Genomic DNA, 24,217 nt, shown 5'->3' on the forward strand with positions numbered 1-24,217 from the left:
TTCTTCTGTAAAAAGAGGTTGACCCGATGAGTCAGCCTCTTTTTATTAATATTAAACCGTAACTTTTGCAAAAGATTCTAATAAATATTGATTAATTTTCGCTTTTAATAGCTCTGTACGTCCAGAACGATTTTTAATACGATCATTTTGCAGTGCATATGCTTCAAGCGTATGGAAGCTTGCTTTACCTTCGACAATATCACGACCAATTCCTTCTGTAAAACTTTGATAACGCTCTTCAACAAAGCTGTCTAATACGCGGTCTTGAATTAACTGGTGCGCAACTTTTAAGCCGATTGCAAAGCTGTCCATTCCGGCAACATGAGCATAAAATAAATCTTCAGGCTCAAATGAACCACGTCTTACTTTTGCGTCAAAGTTTAAACCGCCTTTTCCTAGTCCACCGTTTTTAAGGATTTCATACATTGCAAGTGTTGTAGAATATAAATCTGTAGGGAATTCGTCTGTATCCCAGCCTAATAATGTATCACCTTGGTTCGCATCAACAGAACCAAGCATTCCGTTAATACGCGCCATGCGTAATTCATGTTCAAACGTATGACCTGCAAGTGTTGCGTGATTTGCTTCAATATTAAACTTGAAATGATCTTGTAAATTATATTTTTGTAAAAATGCGTATGCTGTTGCTACGTCAAAGTCATATTGATGTGTTGTTGGCTCCTTCGGTTTTGGCTCAATTAAAAATTGTCCTGTATAGCCGATCTCTTTCGCATAATCAACCGCCATATGATAGAAACGTGCTAAGTTATCAAGCTCAAGCTGTAAATCTGTATTTAATAATGTTTCATAACCTTCACGACCGCCCCAGAATACATAGTTATCAGCACCTAAATCTTTCGCGATTTCTAATCCTTTTTTTACTTTCGCAGCTGCATAAGCAAATACATCGGCATTACAAGAAGTTGCGGCACCGTGAACAAAGCGCGGATGTGTAAACGCATTTGCTGTATTCCAGAGAAGCTTTGTTTTGCTCGTTTTCATATAATCTTTCATCATGGCTGTAATTGTATCTAAGTTTTCATATGTTTCTTTTAAATTACTTCCTTCTGGGGCCACATCCGTATCATGGAAACAAAAAAATGGAACATTAAGCTTTTCATAAAATTCAAATGAAGCTTCTACTCTTGCTTTCGCTAAATCCATGTCAGAGTAGCGATCCCACGGACGAATCATTGTACCCTTACCAAACGGGTCTCCACCATCTCCAGTAAACGTATGCCAGTACGAAACACCAAAGCGAAGGTGCTCTTCCATTGTTTTACCGCCTACTACTTCTTTAGGATTGTAATATTTAAATGCAAGTGAATTTTTGGACTCTTTTCCTTCAAATTGAATATTGTTTACGTTTTCAAAGTATGCCATGTTAATTCCTCCTAATAAATTAATTATGTTTTTCTACCATTTCTAATTTCTTTTTAAAGTCTAAAATCAACTGGCCGTCACTTAGTATACTAGATAAACTAAGTAACTAAAAAATAGCTGTATCTCTTTCTTATGATTGAAGTATATCACCATAAACTTTGTTTGTCTGTATAATAAACTAAGTTTATAATAATTTTTATTAGAACTGCCTAAATAAATTTATAAAAGAAATCAATTTAGAAGCTCTTCTCTCTCCGAACAAAATAATAAAGAAGTCATTGAACTGCTTCAGCAAATTGGAACATATCTCGGGATTGGTATTAACAATATTATTAACACGTCTAACCCAGAGCGTATTGTCACCAGAAACAGACTAGCAAAAGTTGAAAAGTGGTTAAGAGATCTGCTCAAAAATAATGAATATAAATAAAAGAAGTCGACTCCGAACAGGTGATAGGGCGAAACGATTTAGAAAAAATTCATTTTCTCGCTTTACTTCCTCCTATTACCTGTCTTTCATCTTTTATCTGAAAGCATACGAAAAGCTAATTTCACATGTCCGAGTCATTAAAATCAACATGCTTGTTTAACAACAAATTTTTTTATAACGATGCACGATAAATCGCTAATACATCTTCTTTATTTAATTTTTTTAAATGACCAAATTCACCTTTTACCATTGCTTTATCATCCATAAGTTCGAGCTTCTCTTCACCAATTCCATAGTCTCCCAATCTAGCAGGCGCACCAATAGAATTCCAGAATTGACGTAATGCATCAATTCCTTCTAAAGCAACATCACGATCAGATTTCCCTTCTGGATCAATATCGAAGACCCTTACAGCAAATTGCTTAAAGCGTCCAACATTTTCATCCAATACATGCTTCATCCAGTTTGGAAATAAAATCGCGAGTCCCCCACCGTGCGGAATATCATAAACTGCTGAAACCGCATGTTCAATGTTATGTGCAGACCACTCACCTTGAATTCCCATTCCTAACGAGTTGTTTAAGGCAATTGTACCTGTGTATAAAATTGTTTCCCGGTACTCATAGTTTTCCAAATCATTAATTAGCTTTGGAGCTGTTTCCATAACGTTTTTTAACAGCGACTCACAAAATCGGTCTTGTAATGGGGTATTTGTCCCATGATGAAAATATTGCTCAAAGACGTGTGACATAATATCAACCATCCCATAGATTGTTTGCTCACGAGGCACGGTAAACGTATAGACAGGATCTAAAATAGAGAACCTCGGGTATACAGCGGGACTGCCCCAGCCAAGTTTCTCATTCGTTTCCCAGTTTGTAATCACCGCATAATTATTCATTTCAGAACCTGTCGCAGCAATTGTTAAAACCGTTCCTATAGGCAAAGCTTTAACCGCAGAAACTTCTCCTGTTGCAATATCCCAAACGTCTCCATCATATTTCACACCAGCTGCAATGGCTTTCGCACAGTCAATCACACTGCCTCCCCCTACAGCTAACACAAGATCTACTCCATTTTCCAGTGCTAATTGAATCCCTTTTTTCACAGTTGCTAAACGAGGATTTGGTTCCACACCGCTTAATTCACATACTTCTATTTCTAATTCTTTTAAAATAGAAAGAACACGATCATACAAACCGCTTTTCTTAATACTTCCTCCTCCATATACGAGCAGAACCTTCGTTCCATATTGGGGAACTTCCTCTTTAAGAGCTTCTAATTGTCCTTTCCCAAAAATTAATTTCGTTGGATTTTGAAATGTAAAGTTTTGCATATGTATTCTCCCCTTCCTTAATACTCATTGATCATTGAATCTCTAACCATCATTCTCAAATGACTCAAGTATCGAAGCTTACTGTTAGGTTTTGACTCCCTAACTGACGATGTTTTTATTAAACTCACATTCTATAAAATTTTCCAATAAATAAAAGAAGTTATGCGAAAAGGAAAAGCGCTTTCCCTTTAACATAACTTTTTCTAACTCAATATTCAACTAATTGAATTTTTCATTTTTTGATCCATTTCGAATATAAATGAAAAACACGTCTTAACAACGAACCTCTCTTCCTTCGCCTTCGTATATTATTCTATAAAAAGAAAATTCTTTGAGAAAGAAGGAAAAACTTTGACTCAATTATCTGCTTATTTCTTCGCTGTATTAGCAGGCTTTGCATTGCTCCGAGCGCCAATTGGCGGGACATTCCTCGCAAGCTTAGGACCTGTATTAGACATTGTTGCGATTTTTTCGATCGTGTTCTTTTCGATCATTCTCATTATAAAAGCGTTCGTTGTTTTAATCGGAAAAAACCTATAGCTGAGCCATAAAAATAGTAAAGCGAGGCCGACTTTAATCGTCAGCCTCGCTTTACTTTTACTTATCTCTTTCTAAATCCTTCTTCTTCTAAATATTCCTTTGCCTCGTTATAGGAAAGAAACGTACCATCAAGATTTAAACCTGCATATACATTCCACAATTCTTCTTCATGAATAACGATTAATGTGTGGTTTTCATCATTTATCCAATGCTCTTCTGTTCCCTCATCAATGATTGCTTCTTCGACGGTTGACTTCGCAGAAAGAGAAAGAATCGACTGCTGAATAATAGATCGCAGTTCCTCTTCTGAAAAATCACGAATATTGACCATGCCCTTATGATCGATTTCATAACCGCTAAGATATTCCGCAAATACAAACCCATTCCCGTTTGGATGAAGATGATAAACAACATTCATTTTATCAAGTGCACTTTCTTCATAATGAAAATTTACGCGGCCAAGCGAGACGTTTTTACGAGTAAGTTCAGGAAAAGATTCAATGATCTCCAGTTTTTGTTCAAAAGTTAACATAGTGCCTCCGTATATAAGTAAATTTAAGTTCCTTTTTATAGCATTCGCTCAGTATAACATGAATCATACACAAATGCTTTATAAAAAATCCCTCTAGAAAGGTATTATCTCTAGAAGGATTTGTTAAATTTACGTGACACTTAATGCTGGTAGCCTGCTTTTTTACTCACTACCGGACTTTCTTCCTCTTCTTCATCTTTATTTGATGTTCGAAGCGGAATTTCTTTTAAGAAGAATGTGACAAGTACTCCGATTGCAACAACAGCTGAAGCAAATAAGAACACCCCTGTTAATGAATAGCTTAATGCTTCACGTAAAATCGTTATAAACTGATCAAAAAGAGCGGTCATTTGTTCAGGTAAACTCGCTTTAATAGCTTCCAGCTGATTCGGATCCATTAATACTTGTGGATTTTGCAGCTGTGCTGTTTGTTCTCCCATGTCAGGCATTGCACCTGCTGCTGTTTCAGGTGTTAGTTCTTCCATTTTTGTTTTCATTAAGTTTCCTAAAATCGTACCCATAATTGCAACCCCAACTGTTCCGCCAATTTGACGAAATACCTGCATAGCTGATGTGGCAACACCAAGATATTTATGCTGTACCGCATTTTGCACTGTTACTTGGAAAACAGGCATCGTTGTTCCAAGACCCATTCCGATAATCACTAATTGAATAATAACACGCGTTAATGATGAGTCCGTATCGAGAAGAGAGTTTAAAAATAACCCACTCGACATAACCGCTAATCCAACAAGTGCAATTGCTTTATACTTACCTGTTCTCGTTATAAGTTGACCAGAAATCGCACTTGACGTAACCATTGAAATTGTCATAATCATTTCTACAATACCTGATGTTGTCGCTGAATAGCCAAGTACACCCTGCACGAAAAACGGTGTATACATAATGACACCAAACATACCCATTCCCATTAAAAGTCCTGAAATATTTGAGAGTGTAAACACGCTATTTTTAAATAAATGCAGCGGCAGAACAGGGCTTTTTGCTTTTCTTTCAATCATTATAAAGAAAATGATTGAAAGAACTGAAAGTGAAAATAAGCCGATAATTTCAAACGAGACCCACGCGAACTTATTGCCGCCCCAAGAAAACCCTAATAGTAATGTAACAATAAATGATGTTAAGGCAATTGAACCAAGATAGTCAACCGATTCTTTTTCCGTTCTCGTATGGGACGGATACAGCTTCCAAATAAGCGCAAATGCAATAAAACCAACCGGTAAGAATACCCAAAAAACCCAATGCCAATCAAAATTATCAACAATATAGCCACCAAGTGTTGGACCGAATAAACTCGAAAGACCAAATGTTGCTCCTAATAATCCCTGCCAGCGGCCGCGCTCTCTCGGTGTAAATAAATCACCAATTGTTGTAAACGCACAAGACATAATCATCCCGCTTCCAAAGCCTTGAATACCGCGGTAAAAAATCAATTGGTAAATAGTGTCTGATGTACCACTTAAAAAAGCGCCAATCATAAAAATACCTATTCCAATTAAAATAAAGATTTTTCGTCCATAAATATCAGATAATTTCCCAACTAACATCGCCGTAATCGTTGACGTTACCATGTAGATTGTAAATACCCAATCAAAATATTCCATTCCGCCGATTTGGGCAATAATTTTCGGAAGCGATGTTCCAACAATTGTCATGTTAATTGCAGCAAAAAACATTGCCCCCATAACAGCAATCATAATCATTACTTTTTGGCGTGGTTCTAAATGTTCCATTTTTTTCACTCTCCGCAATCAAATTAATCGTGCAAATCAAACTTTAAATAAAGAAGCTCTTTTAAATGATTTGCTTCTGTTCTGCACTCATCCGTATTTTTAAGAAGTGCTGTTAATGCTTTTATCATAAATTTCCTAGGAGACTCCTGACTAATTTCCGCCTTTAGTGCGTGAGCTGCAGCAAAAAGTTCTTCCTCTTTTTCACCTTTTACAGGTGAAGCTTTAATGACTGCAATAATTTTGTTGAATTCATTTGAAAGGATTTCTTCTTGTGTATCAAGCGTCTTTTGTGTATCAGCCTTTTCAATAGCAATCATCATGTCTGCAGTAATAATAGCTTCAGATTTTGTACTGATTAAAGCTTTTGCCATATCGTCTAAGCGGTTTACAATAAATTCTGCGGCCTTTGCAATATCAATTGGTTTTCTTTCAAAAACGAGAAGCAGCATATATTCTCTTATCATGCCGTTAAATAAAATAACAAGATCCCATAAATGCGGGGTGATTTTTTCACCGTATAAACCTAATATGCCTTTTTTAATCCAATTTAATATTTTTGCTTTCCGCTGTTCTGCAAATTCTTTGACCGCTTCATTTTCATGATGAAGCTGTTCTTTAAACTGCATTTTTATAAAATCACTATTTTTTTGAAATTCCACAAGCTTCACATATACTTGTTTAACAAGTATCTCTCTGGAGTTAAGCATACTGTCTTTTTCCACAAATTCTATCTTCTCAAAAAGATCATGTTGATACTGCTTTAATATAGATAACAGCAGCTGCTCTTTTGATTTAAAGTGAATATACAGCGTTCCTTTTGCGATTCCAATTTGATCGGCAATTCCCTGCATCGATGTAGAATGAAAACCGTTTTCAGCAAACAGCTTCATCGCTGATTTTAATATTTGCTGCTTTTTTTCGTTCATTATCTCTCACTCTTTCTAATAAACAGCTTAAAATGACCAATTAGTCATTTTTGACCAATAAGTATTGAATGAATATAATATAACACGATCGTCTAGTCCCTTACAATAAAGAAGAACAAAAAAAGCTGATTCAAAACGATATCGTTTTGAATCAGCTTTTTTATAGAATACTTATTTAATCCGGATAATATCCAAGCGGTTTTGAAGTGATTGCTTTAAATGGGTGACGATGTGTTTTTTGTCCAGGCATATACGTTAATCCGCCATATTCACTTACTTCAGGATTAAGATATTGTTCAATGACATTTCCTTCAATAACATGATAATGTGTGCCATCAGGAAGCGGAACTGCAGGTCCTGTATACCCTCTTACCCGATGAAAATGATTGCTGTTAAAAGATGTTCGACTTCTATAAAAATGACGATGTCCATCATAGCTGCTGCCGTTTATGGGATACGTAAATCCATCTACAACATGCTGATGATAGACGTTTTTTGAGGAAACCGTTTTAAAATAATGAGTATGTGCAATCTTTTCTAACCAATTAACATTTCGATTTAACACAAACCACATCTCCACTTTTTACTTATTACTATATGCTTCTCCTTATAAAAGGTTAAAAACAGCAGAAAGGTCTGCCTTTAGACAGACCTTTCTGCTACTTGTACTTTTTTTGTTTTATTTAAAAATTAGTATTTAAAACTTACAGCTCCAACGATGATTAATAGGATGAACAGAACAACGATTAACGCAAAGCCACCAGCATAACCGTAACCCATTATACTCCCTCCTTTCCCTAAGGAAGTTACTATAATTTATGTAAACTTTCCAAAAAACGTAAGGGATAATGGCGGACAAGAATAAAATTGTGTACATACCTATTAGAAAATAGGATTGTACACTTGTGTATTCCATTTTTCACGTTATCGCATATACTATTATAATTCATAATTGACACGTTTAAGGAGGGGTTGTATGCCATCTATTGTTGTAGGTCCTTTTCAATTTGTTACAAACGACGGTACTGTAAACTTTGGAGACACACTGCAAATTTCACCAAAAAGCACGTCAAAATCCATTGCTGGGTCAGGCGGCGGAACAGGTAATTTGGTAATAATCAACAACGGCATTAGTATTTCAAATGGAATTGATCCAGACATTGCCGATTCTAATACAGCAGCAAATGTATAATGTAAAAGCCATCCTTTTTATACTAATAAAAAGGATGGCTTTTATTGTAGGATAATCCACCTTATCAGCCTAATCTGTCATAACACCTCTTTCTTAAAAGATACGTGTTTTTTCTACCGATCATTTATTCTTCACTGGTGTAACAACAGCATATAAATTTTCTGCAGAATCAGAGACTGTAATTTCAATTAATTTATAACCACCTACATAATTAGCCTCTTCTGCAGTAGTTTCTTTTATTTCTTTTGCTTCTTTGACATTCATTTCTTATTCATCCTTTCATCTTTTCAATTCCGAAGTTAATATATTCATACAAACTTAAAATGTGACATTTGCCTAATGTGTTTTAGTTTCTCTGCTTTTAAAACAACTTAAAAACCAGCTGAATAAGGGGCTCTCAGCTGGTTTTTATTATTTTTATCCATTCTTTAAAGTAACAATAACTCTCTTAATAAGCTTTCCACATCAATTCTTTCGCTTTTTTAAACCGTTCAGACACTTCCGGCCAGTTCACAACATTCCACCAATTATCAACATACTCCGCTCTTTTATTTTCATACTGCAAGTAGTAAGCATGCTCCCACACGTCAAGAACAAGAAGTGGAATAACATCCCATTGACTTAAATTTTGATGCTTTTCTGCCTGCAAAATTTCGAGGCGGTGCGACCGCGGTGCCCAAACAAGAATGGCCCAGCCGACCGCTTCTACTTTTTTAGCCGCTTCCGAAAAATGTTTTTTAAACTGCTGAAAACTCCCAAATGTTCGCTTTATTTCCTGAAGCAGCTCTCCTTTAGGCTCACCGCCTCCTTTAGGAGTCATTACATTCCAAAAAATTGTATGCAAATAATGACCCCCCCCGTTAAATGCTGCTTCTCTTTCCCAATGTTTAATAAGATCAAAGTCATTGTTTCGACGCGCTTTTTCCATTTCTTTTTCAGCTTTATTTAACCCATCTACATAGCTTTGATGATGTTTATCATGATGAAGCCTCATAATTCGTTCATCAATATACGGCTCGAGGGCATTATAAGCATAAGGAAGCGGCGGCAGCTTATGCCCCCCAATCGGAACAGGCTCATTCGATGGACCATTATAACGAGAACTTGTAAACGCATGTGAATTTTTTAAGGTTCGCCACTCCTTATAAAGAGAGTCGGCATTTTCCTGGAGTTCACCAACAGACAAAACATCATAAGTATTTGTATAGAGGCTATTAATAAACTGCTGAATTTTTTCTCCAAACTGCTCATTTTCTTCATTTAAATCATCACGATTCATTCCCTCAAAATGTAACCATTTATCGTGTAAAAGGTTTGCCCATGTTTTTAGTTCATCGACATATTGTTTAATTCGTTTTTCATCCATTTTAAGCCCTCCTTTTTCCATCGTTTAACTATATGAAGAGGTTTCAGATTTAACTATTAATTTTTATTAATAAAATGGAAATATTTACACAAAAAAACTAATAATATAAGTTATAATACTACTATCATTAGTTTTTATGGAGGGATTATGATGCGCGTTCATCAGTACGACTTTCTTTATCAATTAGTTTTTTTACCGTCTTTGTTTCCTGTAAACTGCTATCTGGTGGAGGAGGAAACCGAATTAACACTTATTGATACAGCCCTTCCTTACAGTCATAAAGCCATTTTACAGACCGCTAAAAAAATTGGAAAACCAATTACTCGTATTCTTTTAACACATGCTCATGAAGATCATGTCGGTGCACTTGATGCTTTAAAAATAGATCTTCCTCATGCAGAAGTGATGATTTCAGAAAGAGACGCAAAACTTTTAAAAGGCGACCTTACATTAGAAGAAAGTGAAACCAAGACACCAATTCGCGGCGGTGTTCCTAAACGAATTCAAACAAAGCCTGATTTTTTTCTTACAGATGGGGACAAAATCGGCTCTCTTCAAGCAGCTTTTTCACCTGGTCATACTCCGGGTTCCATCGCATTTATTGATAATAGAAATAATGCATTAATAGCAGGAGACGCTTTTCAAACAAGAGGTGGTATCGCGGTGTCTGGTAAACTAAAGCCTTTTTTTCCATTTCCCGCTTTTGCAACTTGGCATAAAGAAAAGGCCCTAGAAAGTGCTAAGAGATTAAGAGATTTAAAACCTTCCATACTAGCTGTCGGACATGGAGAAATGATTATTGATCCTATCAAAAAGATAGACAAAGCGATTAATGATGCAGAAAAAGCGTTAGAAAGAGGAAAGTATAATGAGACAAGGACTTAATAAAAATATTGTACTTCAAGCAGCGGCTGAATTAGCGGATCAGGAAGGTTTTGAAAAGGTAACACTAGCTGCCGTTGCTAAGAAGTTAAACATTCGAACACCTTCTTTATATAATCATATCGAAGGTTTTTCCGGGCTAAAAAAAGACCTTGCCCTTTATGCGCTTCATAAGCTTAAAAATAATATGGCAGAAGCAGCAATTGGCAGATCTGGGGAAGAAGCGTTATATTCAATTGGCATATCTTATGTTTCTTTTGTAAGAAAGCACCCTGGTCTTTATGAAGCCGCCAATGCTTCGTTTGATCCTCTCGATCCACAGCTTCAAGAAGCAGGAAATGAAATCGTAATACTATTACTGCGTATTTTAGAAAGTTACAAGCTTGATCAAGAAGCCGCCCTTCATATTGTGAGAGGACTTCGAAGCCTGGTGCACGGCTTTGCCTCGCTTGAATTAAGAAAAGGTTTTAATTTAGAATTAAATAATGATGAATCATTAAATTGTTTGTTACACACCTATTTAGCAGGTCTAAAAACAACCTATGATCAGTCCTAATATTTAAAACTGTTTGTAGAGGATGAGTTAACAGAAACTTCATCCTCTTCTTTTTAAGGAAACATCGTAAGCTGCTGTTCTCTTCTGCGCTTTTCTCTTGCTGCTTCATTATAAGCGTCCTGCTCATCATACTGCCACATTCTTTTTTTATAGCGCTTTGCCCGAATTCTTCCCTGCTTTACTAAGGAGTTTACCTTCTTACGACAAAAGCGAATGCTTTTGTCACCCGTTGTTTCCTCAAGATTTTTCATAAAAATCTTTATAATGCTCCCATAGTTCGTATATCCGCCCTCAGTATAATAAGTTCTCGCCACGAAGCTCCCCCCATGGAATTATTTTTAACCGTTCATAAAGCTTGTCCGCTCATATATAACTATGCAGCCACCTTATCTATCAGTACAGAAATATAAAATTCTCTTTTAAAACAGACAAACTTTCCTTATACCAAAAAATAATGGTAAACTTAAGGAGACGATACGTATGATAATAAAGACAAGTGCTCCAACCGTTCCATGATGAAATCTTTTACAAACGGAGGGAAAGCAAAATGACGAACATTACTGTGATTGATAATAAAGAAAAAAGTGAATTAAAAGTAACAAGACTGGCAGTTCACGATGTATGTAAAGTAATCGAAGCAGTAAACGAGAAAAGTGAATGCTTTTACTTATTTTTTTATAAAGACCATTTTCTTACAGGAAAAAAAGCGTCCAAATTAAAAAGACATTCTCATATAGAGAAAGTCTTCAAAAGAGGGATTCTTTTCCAAGCTCCTCATCCGCTTATTAATGCGCTAACTAAAAGAAGTCCTTCATTCATCCTGCAAAGTTTTACCTCATTATGGCCAAAACTCGAACAACACTACACCCCTCAAGAAACAGCACTTATTTTTACCTTTTTTGATGCGTTTATTAAAAAAGAAAAAATTGTTAAAATTATGAAAAACTACTTTTATAACTATCGCAGAAACGGACAGCTGTTTTTAGCTTATCAAATTATTCACATTTTAAAGAGCTTTGTACCAAAATATAAGTGGGCACATGAAATCGCAAATTCCCTGCAATTTCATAAATACATGAAAACATATGAAGAAAATGCAAAAATTCTGCCAAAAAAAGATCCTCTTTATGCAGAACAATTCTGTTTTTCATACAGAGAAAAAGAAGAAAATTTCTCTATCCTGCAAACAAAACTTGGCACAGAAAAAAGATGGATCGATCAGATTGCTCTTTATGTTGACCACATTTCTTCTCGACAAAAGCCTTCATTAGAAGCGTATCAAAGCCTTCTTGCTTTCCTTCCCCTTCACTTTTCAGAGGAAGAATCCACCTCTCTTTTACACGATTTATATAAAGAAATTCCAAATTTCCAACCACTACAAAATGACTTATTTCACACTTTCATGCAGCAGCACATGTATGAAGAAGCGATTCATTTAGTCATTAATAACGGTATAAAACCTTCTGAAGTTCACCTTCATCAGTTAATTAACTTATTGAATGATGGCTCTATAACCATTGATCAGCTTAATGTTGAAAAAATTAACGCTCTGCCAGTTAAACGAATTAATCCAACAATGCTCGAAAAAATTCTCCGTGTTTGCGTGCCGCGCTTACTAGCAAAGCACGATCTTTCCTTTGTAAACGAGTGGCTTCACCCTTTTTATAGCGCCAATTTGCCTCTGCCAATTTTACAGCAAGTGCATACGATGATTGAAATAAAAGAAGATCCTGATCAACAGCTCTTTTTAGGAGAACATTATTATGAGTTTAAGCAATTAGAAAAGGCGATCGATTGCTTTAGCTGGGAAATGGAATTAAACCCAACTGATCCGAAACCTGTCCAATGGTTAACAAAAATTTATCGGGAAATGGGCATGATAGAAGAATCCAAAGCCTATCAACAAATGTATTCGAGCATGTAAAAAAGAGAGGAGATTAGACTCCCTCTTTTTTATTTTTACAATATTCCCCTAACTTATTTTTAAAAAATGGAATAAAAACTATTAAAAAGGTAACAATGGTTAAAAAAATAGTTTAGGAGAGTTAAAAAATGTTTAAATATGAAATGATTGAATTAGTAGATGAGAAGGTTGAAACGTTAACAAAAGTGGTAAAGGAATATGAAAGAGAATACGTTGAATTGGACAAAGTAGATATATGGCCTTATCCAGAAGCTGTACGTATCGCAGTATTGTTAAGAAAAACAGAACTTGAACATTATATTAGAGAAAGCCAAACAGAATTAAAAAGTTTATTGAGAAAGGAGAAAATCCATGGAGAAACGAATTGATCTTTCCAATCAAACGAAGGACGATATTATTGACCTCTTTGATGAACAAACCTTAAAGCTTGAAGAAGTGTTAGAAGAAGGGAAAAAGTATAAACTTGAAATAAAAATTGAAGAACTTTAAGGAACAGGTATCCGCTCTTCACATATGCGCTTTCAACTGTTGACTCATGATTACACTCGTTAAAATGACATAGTTACGTTATAATAAATAGTATTGGAATAATAACTTAGATTTAAAGTTGAAAGCGAGTGTTTATTATGGGTCGTAAATGGAACAACATTAAAGAAAAGAAAGCGGCTAAAGATAAAAATACAAGTCGTATTTATGCAAAGTTCGGCCGTGAGATTTACGTAGTCGCAAAACAAGGAGAGCCAGATCCAGAAGCAAATCAGGCTTTAAAAGTCGTACTTGAACGCGCCAAAACATACAATGTACCAAAAAATATTATTGAACGTGCAATTGAAAAAGCAAAAGGCGGTTCAGAAGAAAACTACGATGAACTTCGTTATGAAGGCTTCGGACCTAATGGCGCAATGATTATCGTAGACGCCCTTACAAATAATGTAAACCGCACCGCATCAGAAGTACGTGCTGCTTTTGGTAAAAACGGCGGAAATATGGGAGTAAGCGGTTCTGTCGCATATATGTTTGATGCAACAGCTGTTATTGGTATTGAAGGAAAAACAGCAGATGAAGTGCTTGAACTATTAATGGAAGCAGATGTAGAAGTGCGTGACATTTTAGAAGAAGAGGAAGCGGTTATCGTTTATGCGGAACCCGATCAGTTTCATGCTGTACAGCAAGCATTCAAAGATGCTGGCATCACCGACTTTACAGTAGCAGAACTAACAATGCTTGCCCAAAATGATGTAACACTTCCAGAAGACGCACAAGAACAATTTGAAAAATTAATTGATGCATTAGAAGACTTAGAAGATGTACAGCAAGTGTACCATAATGTTGATTTAGGCGAATAACGTAAAAAGAGGGTGACTCAATTGAGCCATCCTCTTCTTTATTTATCCATGAATTCCTAACTATTAAGAAGATCGTCAGCAAAAGCACCTGCAATATCATAATCACTTATATCAAGTTCTGTCGATTCTCCAAGCACTAATTTTGCAAGCTCTAATCCTAAATAAGGACCGCTTGTTAAACCAGAAGCGCCAAGACCATTTGCTGCAAACAAACCATCAACATGCGGAACTGGACCCATCATCGGTAAAAATCCTGGAGTAAAGGGTCGGAATCCTACTTTTGTTTCAACGTAAGTACCGTTAGCTAAACCTGGAGCTACTTTTAATGCTTTATCCATGATTTCGTGAATGCCGCCCATTGTTGCCCGATAATCAAAGCCTACATCATCCTCGTGAGTCGCTCCTAAAACCACTTTTCCCCCTTCAAAGGTAAGCATATATTGATTATAAGGAGGCATGACAACCGGCCAGGAACTCGTATCTGTATCAGGCATTTGCAGATGAATAATTTGCGCTTTTTGCGAACTGACTAGAAAGTTCATCCCAAGCGGTTCTAATAGTTCCTTAGCCCACGCTCCGCCCGTTACGATTACTCGATCAGCATCAAAGGGCTTTTCATTTACAGACACACCTGTAACTTTTGATCCTTCAAATATAAGCGCTGCATTTCCATCAATAACAGCGGCTCCATTCTTTTTCGCACCGGAAATCAGGGCGTTTCGTAATGCCGCTCCATTAACACGTGCCGCACCGCTTATATGAACCGACCAATATTCGTCTGATAAAGGCGGAAATAATGCTTTTGTTTCCATAGGAGATAATTTTGTAATGGCCCCCATTTCCGGCGCATCTTCTCTTCGCTTCAGAGCAAGTTCTATTTTTTTATCCACTTTTTCTTCATTTGAAAAAATGTTAATCGCTCCCACTCTAGCATACCCTGTTTCTGTTTCTCCCTCTTCCTCTAATTGTTGAATAAGAGTCGGATAATAATTTGTTCCCGCTTTTACTAAACGATACCACGGTTTATTGCGGCGCTGTGTAAGCCAAGGACAGACAATACCAGCGCCTGCTTCTGTTGCTTGACCAAGATCTTTTCGGTCAATTAAGGTTACTTCAGCGCCGCGCTTAGTCAAATGATAGGCGGTAGAAGCGCCAAGAATCCCTGCTCCAATGACGATATATGTTTTCATATTTAACACCTTTCCAATTCTGTCTTTCATTCATCTAGCAATTTTACAAGATTAAGAAGCTTGAAGCAATGGCACATGATCTTTTAGGCTTTTATAAGAAAGGTAAGAAGTACGAGTCAGCTTTAAAAACCGCCAGCATATTTCCATCCAGCGGTTTTCATACGTGTGATATTCTATTTCAATACTTGCTTTACTTATTTATCTTCATCATAAATAATTTCAACTGAACGAACCTCACTCCATGTTCTTACAAGCTTGTTTCCATAATAATCTTCAAGAGTAATGGAGGTATTATTTTCTTTTCCAACTTGTATTTCTCCTAAAAGATAGCTTGCATCTCGAAAATATTTATCTAAATATTGCGTACTTGTTAATCCGTCTTTAAATGTTAATACAAGCTTCAAAGTAACTCCCCCTCCTTTTACAAAATAATTCGTCAAAAAGTAAAAAGTCCCTACTTACTTTTATAAAAAATAATTCCTATCTTATCTCTTTAACATAAAACCACTAAACAAATAGTTTACAAAATAACCCACGCACTTTTCGACAAATTTACCCCCCTTATCTACGCTATAATGATAATTACGTGCATGAGAAGACAACATAAGGAGTAAACATGAAGTTACTACAGCAAATTGAAAACTTACGTACACAGATGATAAATCGGGCTGGAGAAATAGGAAGCTTTATTGATGAAGAAGTGATCAGCCTTAGTCAGCAATTAGATGAACTGATCGTGAAAATGCAGCAAGAAAAACAGGTGTCACAAAAAATCTCTAGGAAAAATTCCTAGAGATTTTTTAAATCCTTTATTTAACTGCTTCTTTTAATTCCTTGCCAGGTTTAAAAGCTGGTACTTTTGAAGCTGCAATCTGCATTTCTTCACCTGTTTGCGGATTACGACCTGTACGAGCTGCGCGTTCACGCACTTCAAATGTTCCAAAGCCAATAAGCTGAATCTTCTCTTCTGCAGCTAACGTTTTAGAAATGGTTTCAAGCAATGCATCAACCGCTGTAGCCGCATCCTTTTTGCTTAATTCCGCTCTTTCAGCTACTGCATTTACTAATTCTGTCTTATTCATATTAAACACCTCATCTTTTTAATTTATGTAGCTATGACAGCGTACCATTTCTTTATACGCTTGTCATTTGGAAAGATTCGATATCCTAGCAGGAAAATCCTTTTTTTGACTCGGTGTATATTTTTATTAATTTATTTTTTTAGAGTGAGAAAGTCATACAGCGTGCAGGCGGTAATTTTCGCGGCTGAAATTAAATCCGTAATTCGAATATTTTCATCGGCACGATGTCCATTTGCTTCTTCAAGTGTGCGGGGACCTGCTCCAAACATAACGGTTGGAATTCCTTTTGCATAGAAGTGACGGGCATCTGCATAAAGAGGCACACCATTCACACGCGGCTCTTCCTTCCTTTTCAGTACAGACCTCCAATTAGCAGAAAGAACGTTTATTAACTGTGAATCTGTCGGAACAGGCCCAAAGCTTTCAGCATATAAAATCCTGTTGACCTCTGCTTTTATTCCATCTATTGAATGAGCAGCATGATGAACGATCTTTTTTATTTCCTCCTCCACTTCATGTACAGCTTCTTCAGGTATTAAACGGCGATCAAGTCGGATTGTACAGGAATCAGGCACAACATTTGTGTTAATCCCCCCTGAAATCAGCCCAACAACAAGAGTAGGATAATCTATTCCTAGGGTTTCGGACTTTTTAAACTCGAGCGTTTTCCGATATTTGTACAGTGCTTGAAGTATGTTAGCGCCTGCCGCAATCGCATCAGCTCCCGTATTAGGAAGAGCAGCATGAGCTGATTTACCGGTAATCTTTATTTCAAGATGTAAACAGCCGTTATGTGCATTAACAATTGAATGAGTAAATCCTGCCGCAATCGCTAAGTCAGGAGAAATATAGTTTTTGTCAAGAAGCCATTTTGGACCGAGCTCTCCTCCTGTTTCTTCATCAAATGTAAATGCTAAATCAACCTGACCGTTTAGCTCTTCTTTCATTTTCAACTTTTTTAAAGCGAGCAGCGCAAACGTATAAGCTGCAATATCAGATTTTGAAACAGCTGCACCCCGCCCGTACATTTTTCCAGCGCTAAGTTCTCCCCCATATGGATTAAACGTCCAGCCAAGCCCCGGTGGTACAACATCACCATGCGCATTTAATACAATTGTCTTTCCTGTACCATCTCCAAACACAGAAGAACTTACTAGATTTACAAGGCTTTTCATTCCTGCTGCTTTTACCTGTTCTTGGTCCACTTCTAAAAACGAAACCTGCTCAAATCCAAATTGACGAAGTTTTTCATAAATAAAGTGAGCAATCGGAACACAATCACCGTCCGGATTATCAGAAGGAATTTGCACAATCTCTTGTAAAAACTGAATCATCTCTTCTTGATGTGTTTCAATCCAATTTATAAGTTTTTCTTTATCTCGATTCATCGTCCTTCCCCTCCCTCACTTAGTAAGCTAATTCATATAACGTATCAATAAGTACATGAAGTCCTGTTTCTAAATGAGCAGGTGCTGTATATTCTAAAGAAGAATGACTGATCCCGCCCTGACTTGGAACGAATAAAAGAGCGGTAGGACAAAACGAGGCAAACAGCTGTGCATCATGACCAGCGCCGCTGTTCATGACATGATAAGAAATTTGCCTTTTTTTACAAACATTTTTTAACACTTTCGTAAAATGATCATCCATTTCAGCAGAACATACTTCATGCCATAAGTGAGAAGTCATCTCTACATTTAACTCATAAGCAATTTGTTTAAAATTCTGAAGAAAGCTTTCACAAAAAATATTCAACACCTTTTCGTTTGGATGTCGGACATCTACTGTAAATACAACAGAATCAGCAATCACATTAGAAACATTCGGTTTTACTTCAATTTGCCCAACCGTTGTCACAAGGTTTTCGTCATAATGGTCAACAGATGCAAGTAGTTTATGAATCATCTCTACAGCACCGTGCACGGGATCTTTTCTCCAATTCATTGGTGTTGTACCTGCATGGTTGGATTCTCCACAAACCGTAATTTGAAATCGCCGCTGCCCAACAATTGCTTGCACTATGCCGATTGGCTTTTGAAGTTTTTCAAGTACCTGTCCTTGTTCAATATGAAGTTCAATAAAACCTTCAATATCGCTTCGGATGTTATAAGATCTATCAGTAAGTGAAAATCCAGCATCGTTCATTGCCTCTTCAAACATAACTCCCTCTGAATCTTTTAAACCCCTGATATCCTTGTACGTGAGCACCCCCGTCAACATCCCCGACCCCCAGCAGGCAATTGGAAAGCGGCTGCCCTCTTCCTCACATAATGAAACAACCTCAATATGCCGCTTAGGGGAGCCATACTTTTGTTTTAAAACATTCAATGCTAAAATACCTGCCACAATTCCATAAGCACCATCATATTTCCCGCCCTGTTTCACTGTATCAATATGAGAACCTACTAAAATAACTCCAGCATTTTCATCCTCAGAAGAAAGTTTTCCAAATAAATTTCCAATTTTATCATAATAGGTTTTAATATCAAGAGAATCCATCCAACTCCTCAAAGCTTCTTGTGCTTTTTGCCAAGCATTTGAATAAAGAAGCCTTGTCACTCCTCCATCAAACTGTTCCCCGTACTGACTTAACCAGTCAATTGCTTCTTGAATAGTATCTATCTTTCTCTCCATACAGATCCCCCCCGATCATTTGACGCAGCAGCCATATTTATCTGTCGCCATCCCTTTTTGTTCATCGTAAATGATTTGTCCGCGCAAAATGGTCTTTTTTATTTTAAGTTGAAATGTAAATCCCTCATACGGTGAATAACGATTGCGAAAAGCGATTGTTTCTTTATTGACATATGTAGATTCATTTGTATTTAGAAGGACAAGATCAGCATCCATTCCTAGGCTAATTTGTCCCTTCACTGCAGCAAGATCAAAACGCTGAGCTGGTCGAGAGGTGCCGAGCGGGATAATTTTTTGAAGATCTATTTTTCGTTTAATTGCTCCATCAATAAGGGCAAGCCATGTATACTGTACACCTTGAATTCCTCCCCATGCATCCCAAATTGAAGAAACATCTTTCATCGACCATAAACATGGTGAATGATCAGAACCAACTGTATCAATCCAACCATTATAGATACACTCCCACAGCCCCTCTACATCTTCTTTTGAACGAAGTGGAGGAGCACATTTTAAAATTGCGCCTTGTTTTAAAAAATCTCCTTTAGAAAACGTAAGATAATGCGGACATATTTCAGCAGTAACATTCACTCCGCTTTGTTTTGCTTCTTGAATTAGTGTAATGACTTTTTTCGAACTAACATGAACGATATGAAGTTTTGTTCCGTATTTCGCAGCAAGATCTAGAGCATATCTCACCGCTTTTTCTTCCGCTTCTATCGGACGGCTTGCTAAAAAAGCGGCTCGGTCATTAAGTGCTGCTTGTTTATGGAAAGCTGTTAAACGGTTAATTTGTTCGTCCCATTCCGCATGAAGAGCAAGTACTTTGTTTTGGTTTTTAGCTACTTTCATTGCATGAGCTAATTGACGAGGAGAAACTTTTTGAAAATCACCGATCCCACTCTCACTCATAAACGCTTTCCAACCAATAATTTCTTGTTTCATCTCTTCATGCGCTTCATTGTTATAAAGATGATCGCCTGTTAACCCACCCCAAAGCGCATAATCAATAAAAGATTGTGAAGCAATATGCTGTTTTTTATTTTTTAAACTTTTGTAATTTGTAACAGCAGGCTTACAGTTAAGCGGCATATCCAGAACAGTCGTTGTCCCTCCCATTGCCGCAGCACGACTTCCTGTCTCAAATCCTTCCCATTCTGTTCGACCTGGATCATTAAAGTGAACATGTGAATCAATAAAACCAGGAACAACAAGACATCCGTCAGCATCGATTGTTGTAACGTCTTTTTCTTGAAACGTGCTGTTTTTGTTTCGTAAACTTAAGGCAGCTATTTTCCCCTCATATATTCCAATATCCGCTTCTTGAAATCCCTGCTCAGTAAAAACACGACCGTTTCTAACCCATTGATCAATCTTCATACAACACTCCTTTAACTGCCTCGGTATGTACTGTACCCGCCAGGCGAGATTAACAATGGAACATGATAGTGAGAAATCGAATGAGAGATACCAAATCGAACCGGAACACAATCTAAAAAAACAGGCTCCTCCATTTTATGACCTTGCTTACGATAATAGTTACCAATAAAAAATCGCAGTTCATAACAGCCAGCTTTCATATCAATCCCGCACAAAAGCGGCTGATCGACTCGTCCATCTTCATTTGTAATCGCTTTTTCAATAAATTGAAACGAACCGCTTGCATTAATCTTCCAAAGTTCAATCTCTACTCCATGTGCAGGTTTTCCACAGCTTAAGTCAAGAACATGTGTCGTTAAACAATCGGTCATTTCTCTATTTCTCCTTTATTTTCAAGATCTTTTTTCGTCATTGAAAAACCTTGAAATCCATAAGGCGGCCGCGGTTCTGTAAACACCTTTCCTTTCGTTGAAACCGGTATATCATCAAGCACGGTTTCCCATGTGCGGTTATTTGATTCAAAATATACTTCTTTTAATTGAGGAAACCTTTCTAGAATGCGAAGACCAATATGATAAATTAAATTTTGAATGGAAGGAGAATTTTGTTCATGAAACACGGTATACGCAATATCTCGAATTTGTTCTGCCGCAACATACTGTTCTGGCTTTTCACCTGATGCATCATCCACCTTTTCATAAACCCAAGAAATATCTAAAAAAATATAAAGCGGACGATCATATGCTTCAGGAAGGGTTGTATAATCATCTTTCACATAGCCAACAAATGAACTGCCCCTTACCTTAATAAGCTTTAACCCTTTAATACTGCTGGAGTGATCAATAATCGCAAGTTCATTTTTTAACCGTTTCACTTCCATAGCAGCACACGCCTGTTCATTTAATGAATAACGAAAAACAAGAGAACTCGGAACAGGATCTTTTTCATTTAAAACCGGCAGCTCATCAAACGGAATTTGTTGACCTGAAATACGAATTCCTTTCATTTGTGAATAGGTTTTAAGAAAACGGCAGCTCACAAATTCAAGAAATCCTTCCAATGTTGAGCCATCATATTGCCCGGCATGACGGAGAATAAAGTTTTTCATAGAATCTGTTGCTATAAGCTTTGTATTGTCTCCTTCTGTATAAGACGGTAAAAATTCTTCCCCTTCCACTGCAACCTTAATGTTCATTCCAAAGATAATATTACTGCGACCTGTAAAAGCGGATTCAGGAATTTTCCTCACTCCTTGAAGAGGTGCTGCATAAGTACGGTACACCCATACATCACCCTTTCCGTAATACATTGTTCTCTCCATTTCCCACCACTCCCTATAAGAAAATGTCGTCTAAACGAAAACAGGCAATCTTATACACTTCCCATAACGCTGTGTCATACTCAACTTTATATGGTTTATTTATTCGCTTTTTCATTGCAGTTAAGATTGCTTGTTTACTTTGACCTTTCACTGCCATTATGAAAGGAAAGTGAAATTTATTAAGGTACAATGTATTTAAATGGGCAAACTGGTTATACTCCTCTTCAGAAAGTTGATCAAGACCCGCCCCTGATTGCTCTCTTGTTGAAACAGCAGATATTTTTAATTTTGTGCCTAAATCAGGATGAGAACGAAGAAGTCTTAACTGCAGTGCTTCTCCAGCATTTTGAACAATCTCTACCATTGTTTCATAGAGGTGTGTTTGTGATTGAAACGGTTTTTTTTGATATGTTCTTTCGGCAACCCAAGGGGAATTTTCAAAAACAGAGCCAAGCTTTTCAACAAAAGAACCAGCGGTCATCCTATTAAGCTCATTAATTGAAAGCCTCATCTGACCTTCTCTCCTTTTTAGTCCCAGTCATTCGCTGAACAGCTCGAATGTTACTTTTACCATTCCAGTTACTAAATCTACTTCCACTTCAACTGTGCAGCTTTTGCACCCCCACCTTCCCATATACCTTGATGACTAGGGAATAGGTTATTCTGTGGAATCCCAGTTAATTGCGCAGCTTTTTCAAGAATCTTATTCTGAAACGGCCCATGTGCATGCTCGACCGCAAAATCTAATACAGCAGGACCTAATGTAGCATATGCCCCCGTATCCGCAATCATATCTACTTTGTGAGCTAATATCTTTCCATCTTGATTTGTTCCTGTTTCCATCTTACTTTTCACTATAACTTCAACATAATTGGTAGACATTTTGTTTCAATGTCAAATAATTAAAGTGAATGTACATATTTGCTATTCTATCAATTTAGTAAGTTCTGAAAAAATAGCGTTCGCTGCTGTCCATTTCCGATAATCTTCTGAAGCAAAAATATTTTCAGTAAGCTGGACTTCCTCTACTATTTTTAAGTACACCTTTTTTAAATGTTCTTCAGTAAGCATGCGCCCCTTTAGCAGCTTCTCACAGCTGGTTAATCGCTGAGGCACAGTTTCATCTCCGCCAACAGCTAATCGAACGATCTCAACTTCTCCCGCTTTATTTTTACCACAATAACCGGAAATCGTAACGAGTGAAGAAGTAAAAACTTCTCTGCACCCAACCTTTTTATAAAAACTAATTGACTGATTCATGATTGGAGGATCAGGTAAAAGAAGTTCTGTTAAAAGCAGCTCCTCTGTTTTTGCTGTATTCCTTTTCAGCCATTTTGATATCTTTTCTATTTTAAAGTTCTTTCCATCAAACCAGCATCCATCTGCATCGACTGCCAACAGGACTGGGATCATATCACCAAATCCGTTTGAAACATTTCCCCCAATCGTCGCCCGGTTACGAACAGCAGAGGCCGCGATTGTCCTTGCTGCCTCCGCTAACACCATCCATTTCTCCATAATAAAAGGATCATTTCGACATACCGCTATTGTCGTAAGTGCTCCAATAGATAGGACTGGTCGACTTCCATCAAGTTTTTTATAAATCCCTTTTAACTCTTGAACTCTCTCTAAACTAATTAAATGGGGAGGATACTCACCGCCTTGTTCTTGCTGAACTTGTAAAAGTGTACCACCAGAAACAAAACAAGAATTGCTGCCAAACTGCTGTTTTCTTTCCCATGCTTCTTCAAGAGTAGAAGGCGTCCAAACACGCGTTGACAGCTGAAGCTTCTTTTCACCTGCTATATTTTCTCTACTTCCTTTATCCATTCATACTCTTCCTTTGTGTCAATCTCATAACAATCTCTCCCCCTGTTAAATTCAATTGTCAGCCCATCTGTTTGAACGTTTTGTTTCAGAAGCTCTCTAGCTCCTCTATCTCTTTCAAGCTTCATAATCAATGGAAAAAACAGAGAGGAAAACAAAATAGGTGGTCTCATACCTCCTTGAAAAAATGAAGCAGCAAACCCTATTTGCGAGGAAAATTTAGCGAGCGTTACTGCATCCCGACCCGCTCCAAATATAAATAAACGCGGCTTTTGCTTAAAACAATGACTATAAACATATGCCGATAGTTCGGACACAAAACGAAGACCACTCTAAGGAGACCTTCTCTACAAAAACAAATTAATCATTTTAAAAAATTAATCGAGAAACACATTAAGGAAATCGAAAAGGTTTACTAGAAAAGATATGAATAATTTTTACAATTTAAAAAGGTGTGTAAATAAACTAAGAAGGGTTTTTATGAAGAAGAATATTCCTTAACAAAAATAAATATACACTTTTTATTGAAAAGTTTTATGTGAAATACTGCTTTAATAAGATTTGTTCTCACATAAAAAATGAGATTACAATTTTATCCTTCAAAAATCTTTATGTA

At 36.9% G+C, this 24,217-nt stretch carries 31 protein-coding genes and 1 pseudogene; 10 read left to right on the top strand and 22 right to left on the bottom strand.

Going from position 1 to position 24,217, the window contains the following annotated elements; translation table 11 throughout:
- Positions 1–51: 51 nt before the first annotated feature.
- Positions 52–1,383 carry a xylose isomerase gene (xylA, locus tag DS031_RS09505; RefSeq protein ID WP_113805840.1) on the bottom strand — a complete coding sequence of 444 codons (1,332 nt, stop codon included), beginning with the start codon at positions 1,381–1,383 and terminating at the stop codon, positions 52–54.
- Positions 1,384–1,600: 217 nt separating this feature from the next.
- Here xylA and DS031_RS24640 point away from each other — a divergent pair, with 217 nt between their 5' ends.
- A complete protein-coding gene (locus tag DS031_RS24640; RefSeq protein ID WP_113805942.1) occupies positions 1,601–1,813 on the top strand; it encodes an ROK family protein in 213 nt (70 codons plus the stop codon).
- Between the two features lie 172 nt (positions 1,814–1,985).
- On the opposite strand, the gene DS031_RS09515 is transcribed toward DS031_RS24640, so the two are convergent.
- Complete coding sequence (locus tag DS031_RS09515) at positions 1,986–3,149, bottom strand: iron-containing alcohol dehydrogenase (RefSeq protein ID WP_113805841.1); 1,164 nt, start codon at positions 3,147–3,149, stop codon at positions 1,986–1,988.
- 351 nt (positions 3,150–3,500) lie between these two features.
- On the opposite strand from DS031_RS09515, the gene DS031_RS09520 reads away from it, so the two are divergent.
- Positions 3,501–3,689: a hypothetical protein gene (locus tag DS031_RS09520; RefSeq protein ID WP_113805842.1), complete on the top strand. Its 189-nt coding sequence runs from the start codon at positions 3,501–3,503 to the stop codon at positions 3,687–3,689.
- Between the two features lie 61 nt (positions 3,690–3,750).
- On the opposite strand, the gene DS031_RS09525 is transcribed toward DS031_RS09520, so the two are convergent.
- The 5 genes from DS031_RS09525 to DS031_RS09545 all read right to left on the bottom strand — a co-directional run bounded on the left by DS031_RS09525 (position 3,751) and on the right by DS031_RS09545 (position 7,681).
- The gene (locus tag DS031_RS09525; RefSeq protein ID WP_113805843.1) at positions 3,751–4,221 is read right to left on the bottom strand and encodes a hypothetical protein; all 471 of its coding nucleotides are present in this window, start codon (positions 4,219–4,221) and stop codon (positions 3,751–3,753) included.
- Positions 4,222–4,361: 140 nt separating this feature from the next.
- Positions 4,362–5,975, bottom strand: coding sequence for an MDR family MFS transporter (locus DS031_RS09530; protein ID WP_113805844.1), 1,614 nt, complete (start codon positions 5,973–5,975; stop codon positions 4,362–4,364).
- A gap of 23 nt (positions 5,976–5,998) precedes the next feature.
- Positions 5,999–6,901, bottom strand: coding sequence for a TetR/AcrR family transcriptional regulator (locus DS031_RS09535; protein ID WP_113805845.1), 903 nt, complete (start codon positions 6,899–6,901; stop codon positions 5,999–6,001).
- Between the two features lie 175 nt (positions 6,902–7,076).
- Positions 7,077–7,466, bottom strand: a complete 390-nt coding sequence (locus DS031_RS09540; protein WP_181833082.1) for a YmaF family protein — start codon at positions 7,464–7,466, stop codon at positions 7,077–7,079.
- Positions 7,467–7,591: 125 nt separating this feature from the next.
- Positions 7,592–7,681: a YjcZ family sporulation protein gene (locus DS031_RS09545; RefSeq protein ID WP_113805847.1), complete on the bottom strand. Its 90-nt coding sequence runs from the start codon at positions 7,679–7,681 to the stop codon at positions 7,592–7,594.
- A gap of 196 nt (positions 7,682–7,877) precedes the next feature.
- On the opposite strand from DS031_RS09545, the gene DS031_RS09550 reads away from it, so the two are divergent.
- Positions 7,878–8,093: a spore germination protein gene (locus DS031_RS09550; protein ID WP_113805848.1), complete on the top strand. Its 216-nt coding sequence runs from the start codon at positions 7,878–7,880 to the stop codon at positions 8,091–8,093.
- A 120-nt stretch (positions 8,094–8,213) separates the two neighbouring features.
- Here the strand turns inward: DS031_RS09550 and DS031_RS23580 are convergent, their stop codons facing one another.
- Both DS031_RS23580 and DS031_RS09555 read right to left on the bottom strand, forming a co-directional pair.
- Positions 8,214–8,357 carry a hypothetical protein gene (locus DS031_RS23580; RefSeq protein ID WP_181833083.1) on the bottom strand — a complete coding sequence of 48 codons (144 nt, stop codon included), beginning with the start codon at positions 8,355–8,357 and terminating at the stop codon, positions 8,214–8,216.
- A gap of 184 nt (positions 8,358–8,541) precedes the next feature.
- Positions 8,542–9,459, bottom strand: coding sequence for a superoxide dismutase (locus DS031_RS09555; protein WP_113805849.1), 918 nt, complete (start codon positions 9,457–9,459; stop codon positions 8,542–8,544).
- A 150-nt stretch (positions 9,460–9,609) separates the two neighbouring features.
- Here DS031_RS09555 and DS031_RS09560 point away from each other — a divergent pair, with 150 nt between their 5' ends.
- Positions 9,610–10,344 carry an MBL fold metallo-hydrolase gene (locus DS031_RS09560; RefSeq protein ID WP_113805850.1) on the top strand — a complete coding sequence of 245 codons (735 nt, stop codon included), beginning with the start codon at positions 9,610–9,612 and terminating at the stop codon, positions 10,342–10,344.
- Positions 10,328–10,897 (top strand): TetR/AcrR family transcriptional regulator, encoded by a 570-nt coding sequence (locus DS031_RS09565; protein ID WP_113805851.1) that lies wholly within the window; start codon positions 10,328–10,330, stop codon positions 10,895–10,897. Before DS031_RS09560 ends, DS031_RS09565 begins: the two co-directional genes overlap by 17 nt.
- A 53-nt stretch (positions 10,898–10,950) precedes the next feature.
- Here the strand turns inward: DS031_RS09565 and DS031_RS09570 are convergent, their stop codons facing one another.
- Positions 10,951–11,211 carry a hypothetical protein gene (locus DS031_RS09570; RefSeq protein WP_113805852.1) on the bottom strand — a complete coding sequence of 87 codons (261 nt, stop codon included), beginning with the start codon at positions 11,209–11,211 and terminating at the stop codon, positions 10,951–10,953.
- Positions 11,212–11,444: 233 nt separating this feature from the next.
- Here DS031_RS09570 and DS031_RS09575 point away from each other — a divergent pair, with 233 nt between their 5' ends.
- The 4 genes from DS031_RS09575 (at position 11,445) to DS031_RS09585 (ending at position 14,167) form a co-directional block, all read left to right on the top strand.
- Positions 11,445–12,821, top strand: a complete 1,377-nt coding sequence (locus DS031_RS09575) for a hypothetical protein (RefSeq protein ID WP_113805853.1) — start codon at positions 11,445–11,447, stop codon at positions 12,819–12,821.
- 128 nt (positions 12,822–12,949) lie between these two features.
- Positions 12,950–13,189 (top strand): hypothetical protein, encoded by a 240-nt coding sequence (locus DS031_RS09580; protein ID WP_113805854.1) that lies wholly within the window; start codon positions 12,950–12,952, stop codon positions 13,187–13,189.
- Positions 13,173–13,310, top strand: a complete 138-nt coding sequence (locus tag DS031_RS23585; RefSeq protein WP_181833084.1) for a hypothetical protein — start codon at positions 13,173–13,175, stop codon at positions 13,308–13,310. Before DS031_RS09580 ends, DS031_RS23585 begins: the two co-directional genes overlap by 17 nt.
- Before the next feature lie 137 nt (positions 13,311–13,447).
- Positions 13,448–14,167: a YebC/PmpR family DNA-binding transcriptional regulator gene (locus DS031_RS09585; protein WP_113805855.1), complete on the top strand. Its 720-nt coding sequence runs from the start codon at positions 13,448–13,450 to the stop codon at positions 14,165–14,167.
- Between the two features lie 56 nt (positions 14,168–14,223).
- Here the strand turns inward: DS031_RS09585 and DS031_RS09590 are convergent, their stop codons facing one another.
- Both DS031_RS09590 and DS031_RS09595 read right to left on the bottom strand, forming a co-directional pair.
- Complete coding sequence (locus tag DS031_RS09590; RefSeq protein ID WP_113805856.1) at positions 14,224–15,357, bottom strand: NAD(P)/FAD-dependent oxidoreductase; 1,134 nt, start codon at positions 15,355–15,357, stop codon at positions 14,224–14,226.
- A gap of 194 nt (positions 15,358–15,551) precedes the next feature.
- The gene (locus DS031_RS09595) at positions 15,552–15,761 is read right to left on the bottom strand and encodes a hypothetical protein (protein ID WP_113805857.1); all 210 of its coding nucleotides are present in this window, start codon (positions 15,759–15,761) and stop codon (positions 15,552–15,554) included.
- 212 nt (positions 15,762–15,973) lie between these two features.
- Here DS031_RS09595 and DS031_RS09600 point away from each other — a divergent pair, with 212 nt between their 5' ends.
- Positions 15,974–16,150 (top strand): aspartyl-phosphate phosphatase Spo0E family protein, encoded by a 177-nt coding sequence (locus DS031_RS09600; RefSeq protein WP_113805858.1) that lies wholly within the window; start codon positions 15,974–15,976, stop codon positions 16,148–16,150.
- Positions 16,151–16,166: 16 nt separating this feature from the next.
- On the opposite strand, the gene DS031_RS09605 is transcribed toward DS031_RS09600, so the two are convergent.
- From DS031_RS09605 to DS031_RS09650, 10 genes and pseudogenes are all read right to left on the bottom strand, one after another.
- Positions 16,167–16,439 carry an HU family DNA-binding protein gene (locus DS031_RS09605; RefSeq protein WP_113805859.1) on the bottom strand — a complete coding sequence of 91 codons (273 nt, stop codon included), beginning with the start codon at positions 16,437–16,439 and terminating at the stop codon, positions 16,167–16,169.
- Positions 16,440–16,570: 131 nt separating this feature from the next.
- Positions 16,571–17,827: an ArgE/DapE family deacylase gene (locus tag DS031_RS09610; protein ID WP_113805860.1), complete on the bottom strand. Its 1,257-nt coding sequence runs from the start codon at positions 17,825–17,827 to the stop codon at positions 16,571–16,573.
- A gap of 19 nt (positions 17,828–17,846) precedes the next feature.
- Positions 17,847–19,073, bottom strand: coding sequence for a Zn-dependent hydrolase (locus DS031_RS09615; RefSeq protein ID WP_113805861.1), 1,227 nt, complete (start codon positions 19,071–19,073; stop codon positions 17,847–17,849).
- Between the two features lie 15 nt (positions 19,074–19,088).
- Positions 19,089–20,453 (bottom strand): allantoinase AllB, encoded by a 1,365-nt coding sequence (gene allB / locus DS031_RS09620; RefSeq protein WP_113805862.1) that lies wholly within the window; start codon positions 20,451–20,453, stop codon positions 19,089–19,091.
- Between the two features lie 11 nt (positions 20,454–20,464).
- A complete protein-coding gene (gene uraH / locus DS031_RS09625) occupies positions 20,465–20,824 on the bottom strand; it encodes a hydroxyisourate hydrolase (RefSeq protein WP_113805863.1) in 360 nt (119 codons plus the stop codon).
- On the bottom strand, positions 20,821–21,774 hold the full coding sequence (gene pucL / locus DS031_RS09630; protein WP_113805864.1) for a factor-independent urate hydroxylase: 954 nt from the start codon (positions 21,772–21,774) through the stop codon (positions 20,821–20,823). Before pucL ends, uraH begins: the two co-directional genes overlap by 4 nt.
- A 13-nt stretch (positions 21,775–21,787) precedes the next feature.
- Complete coding sequence (gene uraD, locus DS031_RS24560) at positions 21,788–22,285, bottom strand: 2-oxo-4-hydroxy-4-carboxy-5-ureidoimidazoline decarboxylase (RefSeq protein ID WP_113805865.1); 498 nt, start codon at positions 22,283–22,285, stop codon at positions 21,788–21,790.
- A 197-nt stretch (positions 22,286–22,482) separates the two neighbouring features.
- A pseudogene (locus DS031_RS24100) lies at positions 22,483–22,617 on the bottom strand (molybdopterin cofactor-binding domain-containing protein); the annotation flags it as partial.
- A gap of 81 nt (positions 22,618–22,698) precedes the next feature.
- The gene (locus tag DS031_RS09645) at positions 22,699–23,604 is read right to left on the bottom strand and encodes an FAD binding domain-containing protein (protein ID WP_113805867.1); all 906 of its coding nucleotides are present in this window, start codon (positions 23,602–23,604) and stop codon (positions 22,699–22,701) included.
- Positions 23,577–23,918 carry a glycosyltransferase family protein gene (locus DS031_RS09650; RefSeq protein WP_113805868.1) on the bottom strand — a complete coding sequence of 114 codons (342 nt, stop codon included), beginning with the start codon at positions 23,916–23,918 and terminating at the stop codon, positions 23,577–23,579. Before DS031_RS09650 ends, DS031_RS09645 begins: the two co-directional genes overlap by 28 nt.
- Between the last annotated feature and the right edge of the window lie 299 nt (positions 23,919–24,217).

Source organism: Bacillus taeanensis (assembly GCF_003318295.1).
GTDB lineage: Bacteria > Bacillota > Bacilli > Bacillales > UBA6769 > Maribacillus > Maribacillus taeanensis.